The sequence below is a fragment of the Bradyrhizobium retamae genome (assembly GCF_001440415.1).
GTDB lineage: Bacteria > Pseudomonadota > Alphaproteobacteria > Rhizobiales > Xanthobacteraceae > Bradyrhizobium > Bradyrhizobium retamae.
This window is the reverse complement of record NZ_LLYA01000058.1, coordinates 1-3,701: the sequence shown is the minus strand read 5'-3', so window position 1 is coordinate 3,701 and position 3,701 is coordinate 1. Positions and strand designations below refer to the sequence as shown.

At 61.2% G+C, this 3,701-nt stretch carries 4 protein-coding genes and 2 pseudogenes; 2 read left to right on the top strand and 4 right to left on the bottom strand.

What is annotated here, in order from left to right; all coding sequences use genetic code 11:
* Positions 1-523 precede the first annotated feature (523 nt).
* A complete protein-coding gene (gene fdxA / locus CQ13_RS09185) occupies positions 524-859 on the bottom strand; it encodes a ferredoxin FdxA (protein WP_057842664.1) in 336 nt (111 codons plus the stop codon).
* A 38-nt stretch (positions 860-897) separates the two neighbouring features.
* Positions 898-1,500 carry a MarR family winged helix-turn-helix transcriptional regulator gene (locus CQ13_RS09180; RefSeq protein ID WP_057842663.1) on the bottom strand — a complete coding sequence of 201 codons (603 nt, stop codon included), beginning with the start codon at positions 1,498-1,500 and terminating at the stop codon, positions 898-900.
* A 60-nt stretch (positions 1,501-1,560) separates the two neighbouring features.
* Between CQ13_RS09180 and rpoH the strand changes: the two are divergent.
* Together rpoH and CQ13_RS09170 are read left to right on the top strand one after the other, a co-directional pair.
* Positions 1,561-2,459: pseudogene (rpoH, locus tag CQ13_RS09175) on the top strand (RNA polymerase sigma factor RpoH).
* A 215-nt stretch (positions 2,460-2,674) separates the two neighbouring features.
* Positions 2,675-2,875: a zinc-finger domain-containing protein gene (locus tag CQ13_RS09170; protein ID WP_430649671.1), complete on the top strand. Its 201-nt coding sequence runs from the start codon at positions 2,675-2,677 to the stop codon at positions 2,873-2,875.
* A gap of 48 nt (positions 2,876-2,923) precedes the next feature.
* Here the strand turns inward: CQ13_RS09170 and CQ13_RS09165 are convergent, their stop codons facing one another.
* Together CQ13_RS09165 and CQ13_RS44315 are read right to left on the bottom strand one after the other, a co-directional pair.
* Entirely contained in the window at positions 2,924-3,295 is a 372-nt protein-coding gene (locus CQ13_RS09165) for a thiol-disulfide oxidoreductase DCC family protein (RefSeq protein ID WP_249810157.1), read from the bottom strand.
* 153 nt (positions 3,296-3,448) lie between these two features.
* Positions 3,449-3,701: pseudogene (locus tag CQ13_RS44315) on the bottom strand (hypothetical protein); the annotation flags it as partial.

The window sequence follows — 3,701 nt, the reverse complement described above, 5'->3', positions numbered from 1 at the left end:
CGGAGGCTGAAACCGAGGAGATCTGACCACGAGGGCGCGAGTTAGTCCCGCGCCGCCCGATCCGCCGGTTCACGCCGGCGGGCCTTACTTCGGTGAGTGCAAATCGCCTTGAAGCCAGCGTCCAAGGCCCTTGGACTTCATGGGGTCTTCAAACGCGGCAAAGCTCGTAAGTACCTGATTGCAGACAGCGCATTCAAACGTTTGCAAGTCGACGCCCCGGGCGCGTGCTGGCTCGATGCTGACGAGCATCATCGGGGCCTTGCACTTCGGACACGCGGGGCGCTCAATTGCAGCGAATGGAATGACGGACGACAGGTGTTGAGATTGGGGCATGATGCTTCCCTCGAACAGGCGGGAGCGCAACACTCTCTGTCACCGGTAATGCCTAGGAGGCGGAGCGGTGATTGTCGGAGTATACGCCTCCAGGGATCTCAAACGCGAGTTAATTCGCGGATATTGGAAGGAAGGTAAGCGCCTCGCGGAAATTGCGATGGCGAATGTTGCGGCGCGGGCGCTGTTCGCCTCAATCACCCGCGCCGGGATTTGGCGAGAAGTATGGAAGTTTGTCCGGCTTCCCCTCCCACTCCTTAGAGTCGGGCGGGGGCGCTTTTTTGACCGTAATATTTGGCCAGATTTTCGCGTATTCCGCATTCAGCGACAGCCATTTCTCAAGCCCCGGCTCGGTGTCAGGCTGGATCGCGTCGACCGGGCATTCCGGCACGCAGACCCCGCAATCGATGCATTCGTCCGGGTGGATGACGAGCATGTTCTCGCCCTCGTAGAAGCAGTCTACGGGGCACACGTCGACGCAGTCCATGATTTTGCAGCGAATACAGCTCTCGTTGACGACGAAGGTCAATTAAGCGTCCTTTCAGCAGATCACAGCGGCGACCTCATTCATGGTGTCGGCCTGTCCTCGCGGTGCTCGTTCATTGGTTGAAAATGGACGCACAGAAGACCTACGTCCTCTGGCTGAATCGGAACACCGAGGAGCAGGCATTCAGCGGCCGAGGGGTCCGTGCTCGGCAGGTTGCCGCACATCTCTCCGCCGAAGTACGTGCAGTCCTGGCAAACACCGAAGCGCCGATGCGCACCACTCGTAGCTAGAGTGGACAGCACTTGGTGCAGGGCGCGACGCATCGCAGTTCGCTCTGTCGCGTCGAGCGAATCCACGGCGCGCACCAGAACCTCGAACGGATCGCGTGCATTCGCTTTTTTGCCCTTGCTCGTCAGTCGCAGACTTACGCTTCGCCCGTCCGTCTTGAATGGCTGTCGGACCAAGTACCCACCCGCTTCAAGCGCCTTAATGGCTTGTGTTGCGGTGCCGCGGGTTGTCGCTTGAAATTCCGCGAGTGCCGACGGGGTCCGCGAGAACGGGTTGGCACGGGCGAAGAAGCGGAGCGCCATCCATTGGGCCGGACTGAGTTCGCCGTCATAGCCCTCAGCTTGTACGAGCCGTCCCACTTGCAGCAGGAGCTCTGCCGTTTCTCGCGCTGACATGTTTGCCTCTTCGGAATAATAGCTTTTCGAAATTAACTTGAACTATTGGAGGGCTGGATCATGGCCCGCAATGTGGCTCTGCCGATCCTCGCGGCCGAACCCGGCCTCACTCATTATCTTGAGGAAATCCGGCGGTTCCCGATGTTGGAGCGCCAGGAAGAATACCTGCTAGCCAAGCGCTGGCGCGAGCACGGCGATCGCGACGCGGCGCACAAGCTGGTCACCAGCCATCTGCGGCTCGTGGCCAAGATCGCCAGGGACTATCGCGGCCACGGCCTGCCGATCGCCGAGGCGATCTCCGAGGGCAATGTCGGCCTGATGCAGGCGGTCGAGCGCTTCGAGCCGGAGAAGGGCTTCCGGTTCACCACCTACGCCGTGTGGTGGATCAAAGCGGCGATCCAGGAATACATTCTGCGGTCGTGGTCGCTGGTGAAGATGGGCACCACGGCCAACCAGAAGAAGGTGTTCTTCAACCTGCGCAAGGCCCAGAGCAAAATCTCCATCCTCGACGATGGCGATATGCGGCTCGACCAGGTGAAGGTCATCGCCCGGCGGATCGGCGTCACCGAAACGGACGTGATTTACATGAACCGGCGGCTTGGCGGCGACGCCTCGCTCAATACCGCGATCCGCGAGGACGGCGATTCCGGCGAGTGGCAGGACTGGCTGGTGGACGAATCCCCGGACCAGGAGACGACGCTCGCCGCGAGCGAGGAGTTCGATAACCGCCGCAAGACGCTGTCCGATGCGCTCACCGTGCTCAACAAGCGCGAGCGGCGCATCTTCGAGACGCGCCGGCTCGCCGAGGAACAGATCACCCTCGCGGAGCTGGCCGAGGAGTTCGGCGTCTCGCGGGAACGCGTGCGCAGATCGAGGTGAACGCCTTCGAGAAGGTGCAGAACGCAATGATTCAGAGCGTCGCGTCGATGGCGACCCCGGCGCCTCTGCAGGTGCGTTAGCTTCCAACCCTCTCCCGTGGTGGGAGAAACTGACGATGGCCGTGTCGCTCTGGGTACGCTTTACGGCAACCGAACGGCGCGAGAGGGGCGCCGCTCACCGGGTGCTGATCGAGCCCTCGCTCGACGATCCGTGCACGGCACTTTGCGTCATCGATCGGGCGCCTAAGCCGCGCGCTGCAGATGGAAAGTTATCCGAAGTTCATAGTGAAGTCGGGGTGCCGACCGTGCGCATTGGCTGCCGCGAGTTCAAGTGCATTGGGGATAAACCACCGCAAGATCACCCACACGTCTACCTCAAGATGGGCGATGCCGGTGAGATCGTCTGCCCCTATTGCTCTACGCTATTCCGCTTCGATCCGAGCTTGGGCGCACACGAAGCTGATCCGGCAGATTGTGCTTACGGTGACAGGGACTGAGTCGAAAAGCAGCAACACTGCTTCCTTCGTCATACCGGCCGGGGCGGTTCACGATGGCCACGAACGATCCGAATTCGGCAGGATGCAAGCGTCACGACGGCCGAACCAGCGATAGCGGTTTCGCGCGACCAAATCATAGATCGCGTCGCGGATCACCCGTGGGATGAATTGGAAGACCCATGTCCACTGCCAACGCGGAAGCTCGCGCGCAATGCGCAGCACGGCTTCGGATTTTACATAGGCCTGTCCGTTCGCCAAGAAGGCAAAGGAATCCGGGTGATCAGGATCGATGCCGAGCTGCTGAGCGAGCGGACGTCCCTCGGCCAACTGGATCGGAACGAAGCGAAAATAGCCGCGGCGATCACGTTTGCTCACGAAGCGGCAGCCGCGCGAGCATAGGACGCATACGCCGTCGAACAGGATCAGGCCGTGCGGCGAGTTGATGCCGCCAGGACTTTCTGGGTCAACGACGATTGACTGCTCCGCCTGCATGGAACAAGCAAACACCCGCTGGACGGCTGGCGCAACAGGGGTGGTCGTCCCTTAGAGCCGGTCTCGAAATGGCTGCCGACATCACTGATGACCGGGTCCCAGCTTGAGCTTGAGCGGTAACAGCACCACCTCTCCGAAGCCGGAGAACCTACGCGGAAATTCGGCGTAAGTGCGCTCGCGGTCCGCCGAAATCGCAGCGGCATCCGTGCGGAGATAGGCTCCCATCTCGAGATTTTCCTCGACCGTCATGTGCGGAAACACACGCCGTCCTTCCGGACGATGCGCGATCCCGCAGGCCACGACGTGGGGCGGCTTCGCGCCCGCAATGTCCTTG